Raw genomic sequence first — 15,922 nt, 5'->3', positions numbered from 1 at the left:
CTACGAGTGTTCCGTGATGATAGACTGATCGTTTTACCGACCGGCGCCAATCTTGAAAGCTTTCTACAGCGACCATTTCGTGCTGCCACTGCCGGCCGGCCATCGTTTCCCCATGCAGAAGTACCGGCTGATCCATGAGGCTGCGCTAAGGACCATCAGCGATATCGATTTCCATGAAGCGCCCACCACCAGCGACGGCGTGCTGGCCCTGGCCCATCATCCACACTATATAAGCGCAGTCAGCGCCGGCACTTTGCCGGAGAGTGTACAAAAAGCCATCGGTTTCCCATGGACGCCGCAGATGGTGGAGCGTTCGCGGCGCTCGGCCGGCGCCACCATCGCCGCTTGCCGCGCCGCGCTGACGGATCCCGGGCGGATCGCGGTCAACCTGGCGGGCGGCACCCACCATGCGTTCGCCGACCAGGGCGCCGGTTTCTGCGTCTTCAACGATGCCGCGATCGCGGCGCGGCTGATGCAGGCGGAACGGCGGGTGCAGCGGGTCGCCATCGTCGACCTTGATGTCCACCAGGGCAACGGCACGGCGTCGATCCTGGCCAACGACGATTCGGTTTTCACGCTGTCGCTGCATGGCGAGCGCAATTATCCATTTGACAAGGAACGCAGCGACCTGGATGTGGCGCTGGCGGACGGCACCGGCGACCAGGCTTACCTGAGCGCGCTGCAGGATGCGCTGGCGGCCATGCTGGAACGCTTCTCGCCGCAGCTGATCATTTTCCTGGCGGGCGCCGATCCGCATGAAGGCGACCGGCTGGGACGCCTGAAGCTGAGTTTCGACGGCCTCGCGCGACGCGACGCCATGCTGCTGGAGACCGCCGGCCGCCGCGCGATACCGGTGGCGATCGCGATGGCCGGCGGTTATGGCAAGAATATACAAGACACGGTGGCGATCCACCTGCAAACTATCTCGCTCGCAGCATACTTCGCGCGCCAGCAGGGCGTCGCTCAACTGCTTCCCCAACCCGGATAATCAATGCATTCAGCCAGCCTTCCCGCCGCAGCGCCAGCCCACCGCCTGCTGGCGGCCATGCCCATGGTGTTCGTTCTGTTGTGGAGCACCGGCTTCGTGGTGGCGAAATTCGGCTTGCCGTACGCGCCGCCGCTGACGTTTCTGCTGTTGCGTTTCGCCGGCGTGCTGCTGGTCCTGCTGCCGCTGGTGTTATTGATGCGGGCGCCATGGCCCGCAGGCCAGGTGCGGCATATCGCGCTAGCCGGGATCTTGCTGCAAGGCGGTTACCTGGCCGGCGTCTGGTGCGCCATCAAGCTGGGCATGCCGGCCGGCGTGTCGGCCCTGATTGTCGGCATGCAGCCGATCCTGACAGCGTTCGCCGCGCCCTTGATCGGCGAATCGGTGCGGCCGCGCCAATGGCTGGGGCTGCTGCTCGGGATTTGCGGAGTAGGGCTGGTGGTGGCGGCCAAGGTCAGCTTGATCGGGCTGTCCTGGCAAAGCATCTCATTGTGCCTGCTGGCTTTGCTCTCGATTACGCTCGGCACGCTGTACCAGAAACGCAACTGCCCGCAATTCGACCTGCGCACCGGCACCATCATCCAGTTTGCCGCCTCGATCGTGGTACTGTTGCCGTTTGCGATTTTCTACGAGCACCTGGGGCCAAGCCTGGACACGGTGCAATGGACGCCGCGTTTCATCGGCGCCTTGCTGTGGTCGATACTGGCCTTGTCGATAGGCGCGATCTTCCTGCTGTTTGCATTGATACGCAAAAGCGCGGCGACCCGCGTCACCAGCCTGCTTTACCTGACGCCGCCGACCACGGCGCTGATGGCCTGGTTGATGTTCGGCGAGGTCTTCAACCTGCTGGGCATGGCCGGCATGGCGGTGGCGATACTGGGCGTGGTTTTTGTCATGAAAAAATAAACAGCCCTACAGCGGCAGCAGCATTACCAGTTTCAGCTCGAGCCGGTTGGCCACCCGCAGGTTGACTTGTCGGTATGACAGCTGGCCCAGCGTCGGATGGCTGAAGCGGCGTTCGCCGCCTTCCTTTTCCACTACATCGTGCAAGTTCCAGGCGCGCTTGAACGCGCTGCTGGCGGCGCTCAGGCGCGCCACCAGCTCGGCAATCTCGGGTTCATCCAGGTACATGCCGCAATCGGCGCGGAATTCCGCCGCCAGCCGGCTGGCGCGCTGTTCCCAGTCGCTGATCAGGTTCGCCGCGTCGGCTGTGCAGTAGGTGTACTCAAGCAGGTTCCTGCTGGCGGTCTTTTTATCCAGCCAGCCGACGAACAGGGTCTTGGCGGCGCGGTTCCAGGCAACCGCATTCCAATGGCGGTCCAGCAGGTAGGCCGGGGTCTTGATGGTGTCGGTGACCGCCAGTATTTCAGCCGGGATTTCCTGGGCCAGTCCATCCTGCGCCTGCGGGTCTTTTTTGCCGGACAGTTCAAACAGGTAAGCACGCTTGGCGCGCGACAGCTGCAAAGCCTCGGCGATCCTTGCCAGCGCCGCCGCCGATACCGACACGGTGCGCCCTTGTTCTATCCAGGTATACCAGGTGACGCTGATATCACACAGCTGGGCCACTTCTTCGCGCCGCAAGCCGGGAGTGCGGCGGCGCGTGCTGCCACCCAGCCGCAATGCCGCGGTCGGGAGCTGGATGCGCTGGGTCCTGATGAATTCGCCCAGGGCCTTGCGTTTGCCGGTCTGGTCCATGTTTATCCTGTTATTCGTAGTACTAGTATAAACACTAGTCTTGTAACAGGATAAAAAATAATTACACTGGAACCTGCCCTAAACGACATGACCTATTTCTGAGGAGAAAACCGATGACCGCCATACGCAATCACGACAAAGTGGTTTCCGAACAGTTCGGCAGCACCGCCGCCGCCTACCTGACCAGCACCGTTCACGCCCAGGGCGCGGACTTGCAACAGCTGGCCGCCTACGCCAGCAAATTCCCACAAGGCAAGGCGCTCGACGTCGGTTGCGGAGCCGGGCATGCCGCTTTCGCCATTGCGCCGCATACCGGGGTGGTGATCGCCTACGACCTCGCCACCGAAATGCTGGATGTGGTGCAGCGCGCCGCCGCCGAGCGCGGTTTGAAAAACCTCCACGTGCAGCAGGGCAGCGCCGACCGCCTGCCGTTTGCCGATGCCTCTTTTGAGCTGGTGTGTACGCGATTTAGCGCGCATCATTGGAGCAGGCTGCCGGCGGCGCTCGCTGAAATGGCGCGGGTGCTGAAACCGGGCGGCACTTGCATCGTGATCGATACCGCGGCGCCGGAGGATGTGTTGAGCGACACCTATTTCCAGTCCATCGAGTTGCTGCGCGACACCTCGCATGTGCGCAATCGCAGCGTGTCGGGCTGGCGCCAGTTGCTGGCCGAGGCCGGGTTGCGTCCTGCCGCGGATAAAAGCTGGAAGCTGCCTTTGCAGTTCGATACCTGGGTGACGCGTATGCGCACGCCGCCGGAACGGGTGGCGGCGATCAAGTCATTGTGGGACAGTGCGCCGTCGGAAGTGTCGGCTTACTTCGAGCTGCAGGCCGATTACTCGTTTTCGATAGACGTCGTGCAGCTTGAATGTTACAAATAGTCAGAATATCCGGGTCGGGAGTTGCGGTAAAATCGATCTCGCAAATTCTGGCCCAGACATCGAAAGTCGTTTAATTTAGTGCGCTAACCCTCTAATTCTCTTGCGATTTTTCGGATAATTGCCTACACTGCCACAAAGTTATAGATCGCCGCATATTGGAGCCGCAAATGGGCAAATCCGCGTTAATTGTTTTTTTGTCACTCTTCCTCGTGCTCGCGAACGCGCCCGTTGCTCTTGCTTCAGCTCAAACTAAACACAGCACCGCTAAAAAAGCCGCCAAAAAACCTGCGGCGGGCACTGCTGCCGCCAGCAAAAAAGCCATAGCCAAATCCGGTTCCCGGAAACGTCTCGTGATCTCGGCGCGCGGCCGCAGCAACACCGCGTCTTTCAATAAAAATGAAAAGCTGGTGAAGAAAGTAGTGATGGTCCACGGCCGTCGCAAAGTGACTTACCAGCGCATCGCATTCGCACCGGTAGTGCCGGCTTTGCCGCCGGTCCTGTCTGCCGGCGAGCAAGCCGGACTGAACCTGACGCGCGATCCGCTCGAACTGAAATCGAGCGTGGCGCTGGTGCTGGACCAGAACAGTTCGGAAGTGCTGCTGGATAAAAATTCCCACATTGCATTGCCGATCGCCTCGCTGACCAAGCTGATGACCAGCATGGTGGTGGTGGAATCGAAACAGGACATGAATGAAGTGCTGACCGTGACCGATGACGACATCGATCGCGAAAAGCACAGCAGCTCGCGCTTGCGCATAGGTTCGCAGCTGACGCGCGCCGACATGCTGCACATCGCCCTGATGAGCTCCGAGAACCGCGCCGCATCTGCGCTCGGCCGTTCCTATCCTGGCGGCTTGCCGGCGTTTGTCGCGGCCATGAACGCCAAGGCCAGGGCGCTCGGCATGACCGAAACCCACTATGTCGATTCAACCGGCCTGTCGCACCTGAATGTCGCCAGCGCCCGCGACCTGTCGCGCCTGGTGATGGCTGCCTACCAGCATCCTGTCATCCGCCAGTATTCGACCGATTCCAAGTATGTCGTGGAGCCGGGCGGCCGTCCGCTGCAATACTCGACGTCGAATCACCTGGTCGAAAATCCTGAATGGCAGATCGGTTTGCAAAAGACCGGATACATCAACGAAGCTGGCCGTTGCATGGTCATGCAGACCACGATTGACGGCCGCCAGATCGTGATGGTGTTCCTCGATTCGCGCGGCAAGTATTCGCGCCAGGCGGATGCAGACCGGGTCCGCAAATGGCTGGCCGATGCGCATCCCGCCACGTTGACGCGGGTAAAAATCGCCGACGGCCAGACCTAGGATTTACCGCGGGACGTAGACTAAGCAGACCGGATTATCATCCGGCATAAAAAACAGAGTTTATTCATTGCGAATAAACTCTGTTTTTTTTATGTCCTGCTATTTATCTCTCGCTGCGATGCTGGGCTTACTGTTGCGAGGTATATCCCAGCACAGCGGAAATCTGGTTGGCGGTGTTGATCAGGTCTTCCACCCATTCTTCTTGCAGGCGATCGGCCGGCGCCGAGATCGACAGGCCGGCCACCATCTTGCCGGAATCGTCGCGGATGCCGGCCGCCATGCAGCGCACGCCCAGTTCCAGTTCCTCGTTGTCGCGCGCATAACCGAGCGCGCGCACCAGGCTCAATTCGCGCTCCAGCTTGCTGAGGTCGGTGATGGAATTCTTGTTGTGTCCGGCCAGCCCGGTGCGGGTGGCATAGGCGCGCACCATTTTCGGATCGTCGATGGACAAAAACAGTTTGCCGGTGGAGGTCAGGTGCAACGGCGCCCGGCCGCCGATGGCGCGCACCACCTGCATGCCTGAGCGTTCCGAAAACGCCCGGTCGATGTAGACGATTTCATCGCTTTGGCGCACCGACAGGTTGACCGTCTGGTTGGTCTTGCGATGCAAGCCGCGCATGAAATCGAGCGCTGCTTCACGCACGTTGAGCCGGCTTTTGACGACATTGCCCAGTTCCAGCAGGCGCATGCCCAGCCGGTAGCTGCCCGGCTCGGAGCGGTCGACAAAACGCTTTACCACCAGGTCGTTGAGGATCCGGTGCGCGGTCGACGGATGCAAGCCGGTGACGGCCGATAATTCTTTCAGGCTGACCGGATCAGGGTAGAGCGCCAGCGTATCAAGCAGTGAAATCATGCGCTCGATAACCTGGATCGAAATCTTATCGGTGTCGTCGGTAGTAGCTGTTTTCATTGGCGTAATGGTGCATTGCAATGGAATGTTTATATCATAATGTGAAAAGTTATGCTTTGTTATTGTCGCCGATTAGAGTGCATTCACGAGCCGGCGCATTGCCGCAGGCCATAGGAAAAGCATTTGGCGTGCAGCGCAGCAAGGCTGTTAAAATTCGCTAACGCAAACCGGCGTTTCCATCACAGCAAGCCAGGCCTAGCACAGCATGAGCGAAAACAAGCAATCACCGCAGTCGCAACGGTCGCAAGACGCACAGCCGCAGCCGATCAGCGAATTCAAAAGCACCAGCGGGTTCAAGAGGATTTTTTCAGCGTTCTTCTATTCGGCGGAAGGTTTCAAGTCGGCCTGGAAAAACGAGCATGCATTCCGCCAGGAACTGATGGTCGTCATTCCCGGCATCATTGTCGCCTTGCTGCTGCCGGTGACGCCGCTGCAGAAACTGCTGTTGATCGCGGTGCTGGTCTGGATCATCATCATCGAGCTGATCAATTCGGCGATTGAAGCGGTGGTGGACCGGGTTTCGCTGGAACGCAATCCACTCTCCAAGAACGCCAAGGATTTCGGCAGCGCCGCGGTGCTGCTGACTTGTGTGCTGGCTGTCGCTACCTGGGCGGTGATTCTTTATCCTCTCCTGACCTGATCTTGAATGCTGCAGGCGCCGGGAAATATACCGGCGGCAAAAACTTGCCCATGATTGCACGTTTGTGTATATTTATACGTGTTTGTGCATGATGTGAGGTTATATGAATACTGCGAATCTGCTGCTCAAGGAGCGCCACGCGCTTATCCAGCAACGGCTGTTGGCGGACGGCCGGGTGCTGGCGCTGGATCTGGCGCAACAGCTGAATGTTTCCGAGGACACCATCCGGCGCGATTTACGCGACCTGGCGGCGGCCGGCCTCTGCACCCGAGTATATGGCGGCGCCTTGCCGCCGGCGCCTGCCGCTACGCCGTTGGCCGAACGCAGCAAGCTGGCGCCGCAACGCAAGGCACGGCTGGCGCAGGCGGCGGTAACGCTGGTTTCCGCCGGCAACGTGTTATTCATCGACGCCGGCTCAACCAACCTGGCCATTGCGGCGGCCCTGCCAGCGCTGCCGCTGACGGTGCTGACCAATGCCGCGGCAGTGGCGCTGGCGCTGCTGGAGCGGCCGGAGATCGAGCTGATCATGGTCGGCGGCCGGGTCGACGCCCGCAGCGGCGCCAACCTCGGCGCCGCCGCCCTGCGCGATGCCGAGCGGATGCGGCCGGACATTTTCTTCCTCGGCGCTTGTGGCGTCGATGCTGAAGCCGGGCTGAGCTGCTTCAACTATGAAGAGGCCGAATTCAAGCGCAGCCTGGCGGCCGCCAGCAAGGCGGTGCTGGTGGCCGCCACCAGGGAAAAAATCGGCACGGCGGCGCCGTTTGCGGTATTGCCGGCTGAGCATCTGACGTACCTGGTGCTGGAGTCCGGCGCCGACCGCAGGCAGGCCGCGCAATTCGGCCGGCAAGGCGTGCAACTGCTGTATGCCGAGGCCGTATGATGCAAAACAATGCCATGAATCTCATCGGCCCCAAACAGCGCTACGCCACGCGGCTGGCATTTCTCTGCGCCGGGCTGGCGATGTCGGCCTGGGCGCCGCTGGTGCCGTATGTGAAAGCGCGGCTGGGCGTGGGCGAGGCTGAGCTTGGCTTGCTGCTGCTTTGCCTGGGCGTCGGCTCGCTGCTATCGATGCCGGTAACCGGCATGCTGGCGGCGCGCCTCGGTTGCCGCCGCGTGGTGCTGAGCGCCGGTGCGCTGGCTTGCCTGATTCTTCCCTGCTTGGCGCTGGCCGCCAGTCCGCTGCAGCTGGGCATAGGCTTGTTCTTTTTCGGCGCCGCCATCGGCACGCTGGATGTCGCCATGAATGTGCATGCGGTGATGGTGGAGAAGGCCAGCGGCGGCGCGCTCATGTCGGGTTTCCACGGCATGTTCAGCGTCGGCGGCTTTGTCGGCGCCGGCGGCGTGGCGCTGTTGCTGTGGCTGGGCTTGAGTCCGTCGACGGCCAGCGGGCTGGCGGCGCTTCTGGTTGCTGCGCTATTGCTGCCGGCGGCGCCGCACTTGCTGCGCGCGCCGGAGGCGAGTGAACGCGGCGCGCTGTTCGTGCTGCCGCATGGCGCCGTGATCTTCATCGGCGTGCTGTGCTTTATCGTGTTCCTGGTGGAGGGGGCGATCCTCGACTGGAGCGCATTGTTCCTGACCGCCACGCGCGGACTGGATGCCAGCCAGGGCGGCCTCGGCTATGCTGCTTTCGCCATCGCCATGACTTGCGGCCGCCTGACGGGAGATCGCGTGGTGCGCCGTTTCGGCGCTAAGCGCGTGCTGCTGCTGGGCGGCTTGTGCGCCGCCGGCGGTTTCTTTGTCGCCGTCTCTGCGCCAAGCGCTGCAGTGGCGCTGGCCGGTTTCGTGCTGATCGGCCTGGGTGCTTCCAATATCGTGCCGATCCTGTTCAGCGCCGCCGGCAACCACGGCGCCATGCCAGCCAGCCTGGCGATCGCCGCCATTACCACCATCGGTTATGCCGGCATCCTGGCTGGCCCGGCCCTGATCGGCTTTGTGGCGCATGCCAGCAGCCTGAGCATCGCTTTCGGCGGCCTGGGCTGCGCATTGCTGCTGGTGGCCTCCAGCGCCTATCTTGGGGTGGCAGGAACTAGCGGAACTGCGCGGCGCTGATGAACTGCGAGTAAGTCTCGCACCAGATGACGACCGTATTGTATTTGGCCAGGTCCAGCGGCTGCGCCGGCTTGACGATAAAACGGTCGAAAGTCTTGACTTCCCCTACGCGCAGGGAGCGTTCCTTGAGCTTGAGGAAATCGGCCTTGTTGTCGACATATGCAGATGTCAGGTACACCTTGTAGTCAGGGCCGGGGGCGATGCTGCCTTCGAAGGCGATGGTGTCGTCGCTGAGGGTCACCGTACCTTGCGCCCAATGCAGGAAATCGCTTCCCGGCAAATCCTTCTTGAACATCCCGCTATGGCGTGCTGTGCCGCTAGCCTGCTTAAGCTCGGCCGCGCTCGGGCCGGCGCCGGCGGTGAGAATCGGCAATAGATAGATGCCGCCGGCAAAACCAATGGCGACAGCCAGCAGGTGGGAGGCGAAATAGGCGAGGAATCTTTTCATGTACGGTTCCGGCTAGGGGAATGGGCAACACTGTTGTTGTCTAGTCGCCCGAGATTGCGATTCCTTACAGCTTGTCCAGCTATATGCTAATTCAGCGGGAATGAGCACCCTCCTTATTCATCCGGCCGGTCCATACATATCTGTTTTTTGCATAAGGAGAGAAGAAAGAATTCGTTTTGTTTTCCAGGCCGCCTCATTAATCTGTATTCCTCAAAACAAAAATATTCACAAACAAGGGAAGCAGAACATGTTGAAGAAAATAGTCAGGTCGGTCATCGCCATCGCCTTGGTGGCCCAGAGTGCGCAGATTGTTCATGCGGCTGATTTTTCGCTGCTCAATGTTTCTTACGATCCGACACGTGAGCTGTACCAAGAGTACAACAAGGCTTTTGCCAAATACTGGAAAGACAAGACCGGCGACAACCTCACCCTGAAGGCGTCGCATGGCGGCTCCGGCAAGCAGGGGCGCTCGGTGATCGACGGCCTGGAAGCCGACGTGGTGACCCTGGCGCTGGCCTACGATATCGACGAGATTTCCGAAAAAGCCAAGCTGTTGCCGGCCGACTGGCAAAAACGCTTGCCGCATAACAGCACCCCATACACTTCGACCATCGTGCTGCTGGTGCGCAAGGGCAATCCCAAGGGCATCAAGGACTGGGACGACCTGGTCAAGCCTGGCGTGTCGGTAGTGGTGGCCAATCCGAAAACTTCCGGCGGCGCGCGCTGGGCCTACCTGGCCGCTTACGGTTATGCGCTGAAGAAGAACAATAACGACGACGCCAAGGCGCGCGATTTCATCTCGCGCCTGTACAAGAACGTGCCGGTGCTGGATTCCGGCGCGCGCGGTTCGACCGTGACGTTTGCCGAGCGCGGCGTCGGCGACGTGCTGCTGTCGTGGGAAAACGAGGCTTACCTGGTGGAAGCGGAGTTCGGCAAAGGCAAGTTCGATACCGTCTTCCCGTCGCTGAGCATCCTGGCGGAACCGCCGGTGGCAGTGGTCGACAAGGTGGTCGACAAGCGCGGCACACGCAAGATTGCGCAAGCCTACCTGGAGTACCTGTACTCGCCGGAAGGCCAGGAAATCGCCGCCCACAATTACTACCGTCCGATCGATCCTAAAGTCGCCGCCAAATACGCCAGCAAGTTTCCGAAGCTGACCCTGTTCACCATAGACGACACTTTCGGCGGCTGGAAAAATGCACAGAAGACCCACTTCAGCGACGGCGGCGTGTTCGACAAGATTTACCAGCCTGGCGTGAAATAAGCCGGCTGGCCGGAATGACCATGATTCAGCCGCCCTGCCTGGCAGGGCGGTTTCAAGATTGCTACAGATGACTATTTTGTTATTGGCCGGCAGCCCGTCCGCGCCTTCGCGTTCTACCCGTTTATTGCATTACACAGGTGAAAAGCTGGCCGTGCTGGGACATCGCTACAGCAAACTGGATGTGCGCGACCTGCCGGGCGATGCGCTGCTGCGGGCCGATTTCAACCACGCGGCGATCCAGGCGGCGCTGGCGCAGGTAGCGCAAGCCACCGCGGTGGTGGTGGCGACGCCGGTCTACAAGGCTTCGTACAGCGGCGTGCTGAAAGCGTTCCTCGACCTGCTGCCGCAGTTCGGCCTGACCGACAAGCTGGTGCTGCCGCTGGCCACCGGCGGCAGCCAGTCGCACATGCTGGCGCTGGATTACGCCTTGCGGCCGGTATTGTCGTCGCTGGCGGCCAGGCATGTACTGCCCAGCATCTATGCGACGGAAGCACAGGTGCAGTGGTCGGAGCAGGAGGGCTTGAGCCTGGACCAGGCGATCTTCCAGCGGATTAACGAAGGCGTGCAGCAGTTGTCGGACAGCTTGCTGGCTTTACGCAAGACCGGCAGCAACCATTTCGATCCGATTCCGTTTTCGCAGGTGCGATGTAGCGTGTAGCGGGAAATCCAGCCGGATCAGCTAATCGAATCAGTTAACTAAGCAACTTACCCCGCCCAGCGCTTGAAAAATCTGCCTTGACCGGCGGCGGGGATCGTTTTGTCTAAAAAAACAGGAAGCATGCAATGACAGTCTCGACCAGCAACAAACACACAAGGCGCCAGGTGCTGGCGCTGCTCTCTGCGGTCGTCGCCGGCGCCGCCTTCACAGGCTTGCCGCAACTGGCGCAGGCGCAGGACAAGCAGGTGCTGCGCATCGGTTACCAGAAAGCCGCCAGCACCCTGGTCCTGCTGAAAGCCCATGGCACATTGGAAAAACGCCTGGCGGCGCAAGGCATCGAGGTCAAGTGGGCCGAGTTCGCCGCCGGCCCGCAACTGCTGGAAGCCTTGAATGTCGGTTCAGTCGATTTCGGTTATGTCGGCGAAGCGCCGCCTATCGTAGCCCAGGCTGCCGGCGCCGATTTTGTCTACAGTGCTTACGAAATCCCGACGCCGGAAGCGGAGAGCATCCTGGTGCCGAAGAATTCGCCGATCACTTCGCTGGCGCAGCTGAAAGGCAAGAAAATCGCCTTCAACAAGGGTTCAGACGTGCACTGGCTGGTGATCAGCCTGCTGAAGAAGGGCGGCATCGCCTATACCGAATTCCAGCCGATCTACCTGGCGCCGGCCGACGCCCGCGCCGCTTTCGAGCGTGGCGCGGTCGATGGCTGGGCGATCTGGGATCCGTTCCAGACGGCGGCGATCAAGCAGATCGATGCCCGCGTCCTGGCGAGCGGCAGCGGCGTCGTCAGCCATCACCAGTTTTTCCTGAGCGCGCGCAAGTACGCGGAAAAGAACCAGGCGGTAGTCAACGCCGTCCTGGAAGAAGCCGGCAAGGAGGGCCAGTGGATACGCGCCAACTACAAGGAAGCGGCGGCCCAGCTGGCGCCGATCCAGGGGCTGGAGCCGGATGTGATCGAAACCGGCCTCAAGCATTACGCCCATATCTACAAGCCGGTCGACAGCAAAGTGCTGGACGAGCAGCAGAAGATCGCCGACACCTTCTATGAGTTGAAGCTGATTCCCAAGAAGATTTCGACGCGCGATGCGGTATTGCCAGCCAAGCTGGCAGACAAATCCTGAGGCCGGACCCATGTCTATCTCTTTGTTCCGCCGCCGTACTCTGCAGAAAATCCGCCTTGCAATGGCGCTGCCGCTTTTGGCCACGCTGTTGGCCGCACCGCTGAGCCAGGCGCAGCCCGTAGCCAGGGAGCCCGAGCAGATACGCATCGGCTTCCAGAAAAGCGCGGTCAACCTGGTGGTGCTGAAACAGCGCAGCACGCTGGAGCAGCGCTTCAAGAACAGCAAGATCGTCTGGCTGGAATTTCCGGCCGGGCCGCAGCTGCTGGAAGCTTTGTCGGCCGGCAGCCTGGATTTCGGCCTGACCGGGGATGGCCCGCCAGTGTTTGCGCAGGCGGCCAACAAGGATTTGCTGTACGTCGGCGCCGAGCCGCCGAAACCGGAGAGCTCCGCGCTGCTGGTGCAACCTGCTTCGAACATCAAGACGCTGGCGGACCTGAAAGGCAAGCGGATCGCCCTGCAAAAGGGCTCCAGCGCGCAATTCCTGCTAGTGCGAGCGGTCAAGAAAGCCGGCCTGGCCTGGACCGACATCCAGCCGGTCTACCTGGCGCCGGCCGATGCGCGCGCTGCGTTTGAGCGCGGCAGCGTCGACGCCTGGGCGATCTGGGATCCGTATTACGGCGCCGCCGAACTAAGTTTCAAGCCGCGCGTCCTGAGCACCGGCAGCGGCCTGTCGAACAATAATTCGTTCTACCTGGCGGCGCGCGGGTTTGTCGAAAATTATCCCGGCACGATATTGAACCTGCTGGATGAGCTGACCAAGGCCGATCGCTACGTGCAGCAAAACCGCAAGGAAGTGGCGCAGCTGATCGCCGATGTGAGCGGCTTGAACCTGGCCACGGTGCACCTGTTCCTGAGCCGCCGTCCCAACCCGTCGCCGACCACGGTGCTCGCCCCGGCGCTGGTGGCCGACCAGCAGCGTGTCGCCGACAGCTTCAAGGAACTCGGCCTGATTCCGCGCACGGTCAAGGTGGCCGATATTGTCTGGCATCCCAAGAGCGCGCCATTGGCGCAGCAATAAAACACATTTATATACGGAAGCAGTCATGAACGTTTTCTGGTTTATTCCCACCCACGGCGACAGCCGTTACCTCGGCACCTCGCAGGGCGCGCGCCCGGTCAACTTCGATTACATGAAGCAGATCGCGGTGGCCGCCGACACCCTCGGTTACGACGGCGTGCTGCTGCCTACCGGGCGCTCTTGCGAAGATGCCTGGGTGGTTGCATCCAGTTTGCTGGGTTTCACCCAGCGCCTCAAATTCCTGGTGGCGATCCGTCCCGGCCTGAGCACGCCTGGCCTGGCGATCCGCATGGCGTCAACCTTTGACCGGCTGTCGAATGGCCGCCTGCTGATCAATGTCGTGACCGGCGGCGACCAGGCCGAGCTGGAAGCAGACGGCCTGTCTGCCGACCATGCCGAGCGTTATGAAATTTCCTCCGAGTTCCTGAAGGTGTGGCGCGGCGCCTTGTCCGGCGAAGGCGGCGAGGCCGGTTATAACTTCATCGGCAAGCACATCAAGGTCAAGGGTGCGAAGACCTTGTATCCACCGGTGCAGAAACCCTATCCGCCCTTATATTTCGGCGGCTCTTCGGAACCGGCGCATGAGCTGGCGGCGGAACAGGTCGACGTTTACCTGACCTGGGGCGAACCGCCGGCCGCGGTGGCGGAAAAGATTGCCGACATCCGCGCGCGCGCCGCCAAGCATGGCCGCACCGTGCGTTTCGGAATCCGCCTGCACGTAATCGTGCGCGAAACCAGCCAGGCTGCATGGGCAGCTGCAGAAGAATTGATCAGCCATGTCGACGACGACGTGATTGCCCGCGCCCAGGCCGCATTTTCCAAGATGGATTCGGAAGGACAACGGCGCATGGCGGCCCTGCATGGCGGCCGCCGCGACAAGCTGGAAGTGTCGCCTAACCTGTGGGCCGGTGTCGGCCTGGTGCGCGGCGGCGCCGGCACCGCGCTGGTGGGCGATCCGGAAACCGTGGCGGAACGGATGCAGGAATACGCGGCATTGGGCATAGACACTTTCATCCTTTCCGGTTATCCGCACCTGGAAGAATCCTACCGTTTTGCCGAGCTGGTTTTCCCTTTGCTGGGCAAAGGCCGCGCCGCCAGCGGCGAGCAGGCGCTGACGGGGCCGTTCGGCGAAGTGATCGCCAACGGTTTGCTGCCGAAGGCGTCGCAGAGTTGATGGAGCCGACATGAGCGCAATCAGTAGCACCGTCGCCGCATCGCGGCCGCAAACGAAGGCAGGGAAGGCCAAGTCCAAGGCGGCGCACATCTGGAAGGAACGCCTGTTGCCCTGGCTGCTGCCGCTGGCCTTGATCCTGGGCTGGGAATTCGCCGCCAAGGTCGGCTGGCTGTCGAGCCGGATCTTGCCTGAGCCATGGGCAGTGGCGCGCGCGGCCTGGTCGCTGACGCTGTCCGGTGAACTGTGGACACATGTGCGGGTCAGCGCCTGGCGCGCGATTTCCGGTTTTGCAGTGGGCGGCGGCCTGGGCCTGTTGCTGGGTTTGCTGACCGGCACTTTCAAGCAGGCTGAAACCCTGCTCGACACCAGCATCCAGATGATCCGCAACATCCCGGCGCTGGCCCTGATTCCGCTGGTGATCCTGTGGTTCGGCATCGATGAATCGTCGAAACTGTTCCTGGTGTCGATAGGGGTGTTTTTCCCGGTCTACCTGAACACCTTCCACGGCATCCGTTCGGTCGACAAAGGCTTGATCGAGATGGCCAAGAGCTACGGCTTGTCAGGCTGGCCCTTGTATCGCGACGTGATCCTGCCGGGGGGCCTGCCTTCGATTCTGGTCGGCGTGCGTTTTGCACTGGGCCTGGTGTGGGTCTTGCTGATCGTCGCCGAGACTATTTCGGCGCAAGCGGGAATAGGCTACATGACCATGAATGCGCGCGAGTTCCTGCAGACCGACGTGGTGCTGGTAGGCATCCTGCTGTACGCCTTGCTGGGCAAGCTGGCCGACATCCTGGCACGCCTGCTGGAGCGTTACTGGCTGCGCTGGCATCCCGGTTATCAATGAGTGTGCAGTACAAGTTAATCAAGGTGGAAACGCGATGCAGAATGATCCAGTTGAAAATGCCGAAGTAAAAGCCGCAGGCCAGCTTGGCGTTGGCCGCGGCGTCGGCATCCGGGTGCGCTCGGTGTCCAAGTCGTACGCCGGCCGCGAAGTACTGAAGACGCTCGATGTCGAAGTCGCCGCCGGTGAATTCGTCGCTATTGTCGGCCGCAGCGGCTGCGGCAAGAGTACCTTGCTGCGCCTGATTGCAGGGCTGGAGCAGACCAGCAGCGGCAGCATCGGTTTCGGCGCGCATGGCCAACAGCCGGAAATTCGCATCATGTTCCAGGATTCCCGGCTGCTGCCGTGGAAGCGGGTGCTCAGCAATGTCGGTCTCGGCTTACCGAAAGCCTCGCTGGCTTCAGCCAAAGCCTTGGCCCAGGTCGGCCTGGAAGACCGCGCCCACGAGTGGCCGGCGGTATTGTCCGGCGGCCAGCGGCAACGGGTAGCGCTGGCGCGGGCGCTGGTGCACGACCCGGAACTGTTGCTGCTGGATGAGCCGCTCGGCGCGCTGGACGCCTTGACCCGGATCGAAATGCAGCAGCTGATCGAAGCGCTGTGGAAGGAACGCGGGTTTACCGCCGTGCTGGTGACGCATGACGTGCAAGAGGCGATTGCGCTGGCGGACCGTGTGCTGCTGATCGAAGACGGCGAAATCACGCTGGACGAACGGATCAGCCTGCCGCGTCCGCGCGCTCGCGGCAACCTGGTTTTTGCGCAGCTGGAAGAACGGATTCTGGCGCGCGTACTGAAACACCCGGCGGCACAGCCTGATTCGGCGTTAGGCGATGTTTCGCTGCAGCGTACGGTCAGCCAGGTCGGCTGGGCCATCTGATTTTTCGACGCATTTTTTTGCAGCCGCATTACCAAAGGAGAAACC

The 15,922-nt window shown here is 61.3% G+C and carries 17 protein-coding genes; 14 read left to right on the top strand and 3 right to left on the bottom strand.

The window, feature by feature from the left end:
• Window positions 1-52 precede the first annotated feature (52 nt).
• Together CFU_RS15715 and CFU_RS15710 are read left to right on the top strand one after the other, a co-directional pair.
• Window positions 53-988: a histone deacetylase family protein gene (locus CFU_RS15715; RefSeq protein WP_014007021.1), complete on the top strand. Its 936-nt coding sequence runs from the start codon at window positions 53-55 to the stop codon at window positions 986-988.
• A gap of 3 nt (window positions 989-991) precedes the next feature.
• Window positions 992-1,891 (top strand): DMT family transporter, encoded by a 900-nt coding sequence (locus CFU_RS15710; protein WP_014007020.1) that lies wholly within the window; start codon window positions 992-994, stop codon window positions 1,889-1,891.
• Between the two features lie 6 nt (window positions 1,892-1,897).
• On the opposite strand, the gene CFU_RS15705 is transcribed toward CFU_RS15710, so the two are convergent.
• A complete protein-coding gene (locus CFU_RS15705) occupies window positions 1,898-2,680 on the bottom strand; it encodes a helix-turn-helix transcriptional regulator (RefSeq protein ID WP_014007019.1) in 783 nt (260 codons plus the stop codon).
• 122 nt (window positions 2,681-2,802) lie between these two features.
• Here CFU_RS15705 and CFU_RS15700 point away from each other — a divergent pair, with 122 nt between their 5' ends.
• Window positions 2,803-3,561 carry a class I SAM-dependent methyltransferase gene (locus CFU_RS15700; protein ID WP_041743570.1) on the top strand — a complete coding sequence of 253 codons (759 nt, stop codon included), beginning with the start codon at window positions 2,803-2,805 and terminating at the stop codon, window positions 3,559-3,561.
• Window positions 3,562-3,728: 167 nt separating this feature from the next.
• On the top strand, window positions 3,729-4,880 hold the full coding sequence (gene pbpG / locus CFU_RS15695) for a D-alanyl-D-alanine endopeptidase (RefSeq protein ID WP_041742172.1): 1,152 nt from the start codon (window positions 3,729-3,731) through the stop codon (window positions 4,878-4,880).
• A gap of 127 nt (window positions 4,881-5,007) precedes the next feature.
• Here the strand turns inward: pbpG and CFU_RS15690 are convergent, their stop codons facing one another.
• Window positions 5,008-5,790, bottom strand: coding sequence for an IclR family transcriptional regulator (locus tag CFU_RS15690; RefSeq protein WP_014007016.1), 783 nt, complete (start codon window positions 5,788-5,790; stop codon window positions 5,008-5,010).
• A gap of 205 nt (window positions 5,791-5,995) precedes the next feature.
• Here CFU_RS15690 and CFU_RS15685 point away from each other — a divergent pair, with 205 nt between their 5' ends.
• The 3 genes from CFU_RS15685 (at window position 5,996) to CFU_RS15675 (ending at window position 8,479) form a co-directional block, all read left to right on the top strand.
• On the top strand, window positions 5,996-6,430 hold the full coding sequence (locus CFU_RS15685; protein ID WP_014007015.1) for a diacylglycerol kinase: 435 nt from the start codon (window positions 5,996-5,998) through the stop codon (window positions 6,428-6,430).
• Between the two features lie 103 nt (window positions 6,431-6,533).
• Window positions 6,534-7,310 (top strand): DeoR/GlpR family DNA-binding transcription regulator, encoded by a 777-nt coding sequence (locus CFU_RS15680; RefSeq protein WP_014007014.1) that lies wholly within the window; start codon window positions 6,534-6,536, stop codon window positions 7,308-7,310.
• A 14-nt stretch (window positions 7,311-7,324) separates the two neighbouring features.
• The gene (locus CFU_RS15675; RefSeq protein ID WP_041743568.1) at window positions 7,325-8,479 is read left to right on the top strand and encodes an MFS transporter; all 1,155 of its coding nucleotides are present in this window, start codon (window positions 7,325-7,327) and stop codon (window positions 8,477-8,479) included.
• Here CFU_RS15675 and CFU_RS15670 read toward each other — a convergent pair.
• Window positions 8,457-8,927: a DM13 domain-containing protein gene (locus CFU_RS15670; RefSeq protein WP_014007012.1), complete on the bottom strand. Its 471-nt coding sequence runs from the start codon at window positions 8,925-8,927 to the stop codon at window positions 8,457-8,459. The genes CFU_RS15675 and CFU_RS15670 overlap by 23 nt on opposite strands.
• A gap of 247 nt (window positions 8,928-9,174) precedes the next feature.
• On the opposite strand from CFU_RS15670, the gene CFU_RS15665 reads away from it, so the two are divergent.
• The 7 genes from CFU_RS15665 (at window position 9,175) to CFU_RS15635 (ending at window position 15,877) form a co-directional block, all read left to right on the top strand.
• Complete coding sequence (locus CFU_RS15665) at window positions 9,175-10,191, top strand: sulfate ABC transporter substrate-binding protein (protein WP_041742171.1); 1,017 nt, start codon at window positions 9,175-9,177, stop codon at window positions 10,189-10,191.
• 67 nt (window positions 10,192-10,258) lie between these two features.
• Window positions 10,259-10,849: an NADPH-dependent FMN reductase gene (ssuE, locus tag CFU_RS15660; protein WP_041742170.1), complete on the top strand. Its 591-nt coding sequence runs from the start codon at window positions 10,259-10,261 to the stop codon at window positions 10,847-10,849.
• A gap of 125 nt (window positions 10,850-10,974) precedes the next feature.
• The gene (locus tag CFU_RS15655) at window positions 10,975-11,970 is read left to right on the top strand and encodes a sulfonate ABC transporter substrate-binding protein (protein WP_014007009.1); all 996 of its coding nucleotides are present in this window, start codon (window positions 10,975-10,977) and stop codon (window positions 11,968-11,970) included.
• Window positions 11,971-11,980: 10 nt separating this feature from the next.
• The gene (locus CFU_RS15650; protein WP_041742169.1) at window positions 11,981-12,988 is read left to right on the top strand and encodes an aliphatic sulfonate ABC transporter substrate-binding protein; all 1,008 of its coding nucleotides are present in this window, start codon (window positions 11,981-11,983) and stop codon (window positions 12,986-12,988) included.
• Window positions 12,989-13,013: 25 nt separating this feature from the next.
• On the top strand, window positions 13,014-14,162 hold the full coding sequence (ssuD, locus tag CFU_RS15645; protein ID WP_041742168.1) for an FMNH2-dependent alkanesulfonate monooxygenase: 1,149 nt from the start codon (window positions 13,014-13,016) through the stop codon (window positions 14,160-14,162).
• A gap of 10 nt (window positions 14,163-14,172) precedes the next feature.
• Complete coding sequence (gene ssuC / locus CFU_RS15640; RefSeq protein ID WP_014007006.1) at window positions 14,173-15,006, top strand: aliphatic sulfonate ABC transporter permease SsuC; 834 nt, start codon at window positions 14,173-14,175, stop codon at window positions 15,004-15,006.
• Window positions 15,007-15,040: 34 nt separating this feature from the next.
• Window positions 15,041-15,877: an ATP-binding cassette domain-containing protein gene (locus tag CFU_RS15635; RefSeq protein WP_014007005.1), complete on the top strand. Its 837-nt coding sequence runs from the start codon at window positions 15,041-15,043 to the stop codon at window positions 15,875-15,877.
• The last annotated feature ends 45 nt before the right edge of the window (window positions 15,878-15,922 follow it).

It is taken from the genome of Collimonas fungivorans Ter331 (assembly GCF_000221045.1).
Lineage (GTDB): Bacteria > Pseudomonadota > Gammaproteobacteria > Burkholderiales > Burkholderiaceae_D > Collimonas > Collimonas fungivorans_A.
This window is presented reverse-complemented; position numbering and strand designations above follow the sequence as displayed.